This window comes from Kineococcus siccus, from assembly GCF_009906795.1.
Lineage (GTDB): Bacteria > Actinomycetota > Actinomycetes > Actinomycetales > Kineococcaceae > Kineococcus > Kineococcus siccus.
In genome coordinates, this window is sequence record NZ_JAAALN010000288.1 from 1 (window position 1) to 4302 (window position 4302).

Below are 4302 nucleotides of genomic sequence, written 5' to 3' on the forward strand. Positions count from 1 at the left end.
GCCCTCGTGCGGCGCCCGGTCCGGGGCGCCGCACGAGGGCCACGGCCGCCACGGCGGCGAGCACCACCGTCAGCACGACCTCCGCCGCCTGCGGCCCGAACTGCAGGAACGGCGGGTAGGCGTCCACGAAGGCGACCGTCGCGGGCGTCGTCGCGGGGGCGTTCAGGACGTGGTTGAGGACCCCGGCCAGGAAGGCCAGCCCGGACAGGACGACGGCCCCGCCCACACCGGCCGCCGTGGACCGCGGGCCGCGGCCGGGCCGGCGCCCGGCCAGGTGCAGCCCGGCGACCGCCAGCACCCCGACCGCGGAGGCGAGCAGCGCCGTGCCGACGGGGATCGAGGTCACCATCCACTCGAAGCGCTGGCGCAGCGCGGCGGAGGGCGCCGGGTACCCGCCGTAGGTCGCGGTGAAGACCCGGTCCAGGCCGCCCGTCATCACCCGCCGGCACGCCTCCGCGGCCACGGCCACGGGGACCGCGGCCGCGACCGCCAGCACCCACGCGACGGCGGAACCCCGCTCGCGCGGGCCCGGTGCTCCGTCGGCGTCGGCGTCGTCGTCGTCCAGCAGGTCCACGTCCCGACGGTAGGCCTGCGACGGCCGGAGCGCTGGCCGTCGCCGGAAGCCGTTCGGGGGACGCCTCGCGCACGCTGCGTGGCCCGGCCACCCCGCGCGGCTGCGGCCGCTTCACCCACACGGAGCAACCTGTTCGCGGTCCGTCCGCTGGGACACGGCGGTCGTGAGCCCGAACGCGTGAGGCGACCTGGCTGGGCGGTGGTCCCGGTGTCAAGGTGGGGCTCTCGCCACCCGACCGGGGCGGCTGGGTGCTCCAGGAGGCGCGTCAGCATGCACTACTCGCTCGTGAGTTCTCCCGTGCTGGGGTTCGACCTCGTGCGGCTGCCCGCCGGCGACTCGGCGGCCGACGTCGTCATCCGTGCGCTGCAGGCCGGGCCGGGCGAGCTGGACGTCTTCGCCTCCCGCCACGACGCGGCCGCGCGGTCCGCCGCCTGGGAGGTCGTGCGGGCGGCCGTCGCGGAGGTCCGCCCCCTGACCGACGTGCTCTCCGACGTGGCCAACGGCCTCCTCGAGCGCGAGTTCGGCGACGCCGGTGCCGCGGACCGCCTGGAGGACGGCGTGGTGCGCGTCCTGCAGGCCAGCACGGTCGCCGACGCCGACGCGCTCGTGCGGCTCGTGCACCACGACGTCCTGGACTGGACGTGGACCCTGCCCGTCGAGGGCGGGCCCGGGCTGCGCACGGAGGGCGCGGCGCGCGCCGCCGACGTCCTCGCCGACGCCGCCGTCTCCGCCTACCTGGGGGACCGGCTGCCCGCCGAGGTGCGGCGCGCCCTCGCCGGCCCCTACCTCTCGGCCTGCCGCGAGCTGGCCCCCGCGGGCGCACCCGAGCTCGACGACGTGCCGGCGGGCGTGGCCGCGGTGCTGGACCGGCTCACGCGGCTCGACGGCACCGACCGCGCCTGCCTGCGGGCCGCCGCCGACGGCGACCGCGCCGTCGGCGGCGAGTGGGCCGCCGCCGTGCACGAGGCGTCGTGGGCGGTGCACCTGTCCGGGCGGACGCGCTCCGCGGCCGTCGCCCAGCTGCTGGCCGTGCGCGCCTTCCGCGCGGGCGGCCTCGACGCCGCCGACGCCGCCGGTGGCCTGTGGAACCTCGTCAGCGGCGTCGTGCACGCCGAGGTCGTCGCCGACCTCCTGCCCGGTGAGGCGCGCGACGTCCTCCTGCGCCCGTGGGACGCCGCCTTCGGCCGCTGACGCCCGTCCCGGGTCGCCGACGCCGCCCGCGGCCCGCACGCGGGCCTGGCCTACCGTGACGGGGTGCAGTCGCCGGCCCGGGGTGCGGTGCGCCTCGTCCGCGCCGCGGCCGTGGCCACCGTCGTCGTGGCGCTCGCCTCCACCGCGCACGTCGCGGGCGGTGGCCGGCTGCCCGGGCCCCTGCTGCTGGCCGCGGTGCTCGTCGTCACCGCCTGCGCCGCGGTGCTCCTGGCCGGCCGGCGGCTGTCACCCGTGGCGCTGCTCGCCGCCCTCGGCGCCGGCCAGCTCGGCCTGCACACCGCCCTGACCGCCTTCGCGGTCGAGGCGGTGCCGGCGGCCGCGGGGCACCACGCCGCCTGGACGCCCGTGGCCCTGCCGTCGGCGGCCGGGACGATGCCCGGCACGTCCGCGACCATGCTCGCGACGCACGTGCTCGCGACCGTCCTGGCCGCCGGGGTCCTCGCCTCCGCCGAACGCGGCGTGTGGGCCTGGTGGGCGTGGCTCCAGCCGCTGCACCTGCCCGTCCGGGCCGTCCTGCGGCTGCTGCTCGGCGAGCGCCGCAGCAGGACGGGCCGGGGCCGCGACCGGGGGACTCCTCGTCGTCGCGGCCGCCCTGCCCGCGTCGGCGCACGTCCACGCGGTCCCCGACACCACGGCCGCCGGCGACTACAGCGTCGTCACCGTGCGCGTGCCCAACGAGTCCGACACCGCGTCCACCGTCCGCCTCGTCCTGACGCTGCCGCAGGACACGCCCTTCACCTTCGTGGCCGTCGAGCCCGTCCCGGGCTGGACCGCCCGAGTCGTCGAGGACGCGCTGCCCGCACCCGTCACGACCGACGGGGCCACCACCACCCGGGCCCCGCACACCGTGACGTGGACCGCCGACGCCGGGGCGGGCATCGCGCCCGGGCAGTTCCAGGAGTTCGACCTCGACCTCGGCCCGCTGCCGGCCGCGGGGACCCGGGTCCTGCTGCCGACCGTGCAGACCTACTCCGACGGGGAGGTGGCGTCCTGGACGCAGCCGACCCCGCCGGGGGGCGAGGAGCCCGAGAGCCCCGCCCCGGAGTTCACGACGACCGCGGCCGACGCCCCGGCGTCGGCGGCCACCGCGGCCCCGGCGGCCACCGCGCCCAGCCCCGCCGACGGCCCCGCGGACGGCCTCGCGCGGGGGCTCGGCGTCGCGGGCCTCGCGCTCGGGCTGGCCGCGCTCGTGCTGGCGCTGCGCCGCCGCACCCACCGGAGCTGACGCACCGCCGCGACGTCCGGCCCCCACCGCGCCGCAGCGGTGGTGGGGGCCGGGCCTCGACGGCTCCCGGCGCGCCGGGTTCAGGGATCGCCCGGGCGAGCCGATGGAAGGTGAGCCACCCGTCCGGGAGGCGCGCTCTGCAGCGCGGCAGCTGCGGCAGGAAGGCCAGGTGGCTCGTGCGCCAGCGCATCAGAGTTCTGGTCGTCGACGACTCCGTGGTCGTCCGGCGGCTCGTCACGGACGTGTTGGCGTCCGACCCCGCGCTCGAGGTCGTCGGTACCGCGCAGAACGGCAAGATCGCGCTCAGCAAGCTCGAGCAGCTGAAGCCCGACGTGGTCACGCTCGACATCGAGATGCCCGTCATGGACGGCCTGGAGACGCTGCGGGAGATCCGCAAGGTCGACCGGCGCCTGCCCATCGTCATGTTCTCGACGCTGACCGAGCGCGGCGCGACCGCGACCCTCGACGCGCTGTCCTCGGGCGCCTCCGACTACGTCACGAAGCCGGCCAACGTCGGCAGCGTCGCGGAGTCCATGGAGTCCGTGCGCCAGCAGCTCATCCCCAAGATCAAGGCGCTCGTCCCCGACTTCGTCGAGCCGCTCACGGTCGCCGCCCCCGTCGCCGCGGCACCGTCCGCGCCGATCGCGGTGCGCACCCGGGCCCGTGCCGCGGCGACGCCGCGCGCCCTCGTCATCGGTTCCTCCACGGGTGGCCCCGAGGCGCTGTCGAGCGTGCTGGCGAAGCTGCCGGCCTCGCTCGCCGTCCCGGTGCTCGTCACCCAGCACATGCCGCCCGTCTTCACGCGCCTCTACGCGCAGCGCCTCGACAAGGTCAGCGCGCTCCACGTCGTGGAGGCCACCGACGGCGAGCCCGTCGTCGCCGGCACCGTCTACATCGCGCCCGGCGACTACCACATGGAGGTCGTGCGCCGCGGGGCCACGCTCGTCACGCGCCTGCACCAGGGCCCGCCGGAGAACTTCTGCCGCCCCGCGGTCGACGTGATGATCCGCTCCGCCGTGACCGCCTTCGGCGGTGAGCTCCTCGCGGTGATCCTCACCGGCATGGGCTCCGACGGGAAGCTGGGCTGCAAGGCGGTCGCCGAGGCCGGTGGGCAGGTCGTCGTCCAGGACGAGGCCACCTCGGTCGTCTGGGGCATGCCCGGCGCGGTCGCCCGCGAGGGCGTCGCCGACGAGGTGCTCCCGCTGGGTTCCATCGCCGACGCGATCCAGCGCCGCCTCGGCGTGGCCTCCCGGCCGGTCCTGACCCCCGCGGCCCGCGCCGGGCATGCCCC

At 77.8% G+C, this 4302-nt stretch carries 3 protein-coding genes and 1 pseudogene; 3 read left to right on the forward strand and 1 reads right to left on the reverse strand.

Translation table 11 applies throughout. From position 1 onward, the window contains the following. Nucleotides 1-574, reverse strand: a pseudogene (locus tag GTR02_RS20190) (hypothetical protein); the annotation flags it as partial. A 285-nt stretch (nt 575-859) separates the two neighbouring features. On the opposite strand from GTR02_RS20190, the gene GTR02_RS20195 reads away from it, so the two are divergent. The 3 genes from GTR02_RS20195 to GTR02_RS20205 all read left to right on the forward strand — a co-directional run. Then, on the forward strand, nt 860-1765 hold the full coding sequence (locus GTR02_RS20195) for a hypothetical protein (protein WP_166609274.1): 906 nt from the start codon (nt 860-862) through the stop codon (nt 1763-1765). Nucleotides 1766-2378: 613 nt separating this feature from the next. Beyond that, complete coding sequence (locus GTR02_RS20200; RefSeq protein ID WP_166609276.1) at nt 2379-3011, forward strand: YcnI family copper-binding membrane protein; 633 nt, start codon at nt 2379-2381, stop codon at nt 3009-3011. Nucleotides 3012-3187: 176 nt separating this feature from the next. Continuing rightward, nucleotides 3188-4302: chemotaxis-specific protein-glutamate methyltransferase CheB (locus tag GTR02_RS20205; protein WP_166609275.1), on the forward strand; the 1115-nt coding region annotated here is incomplete at its 3' end.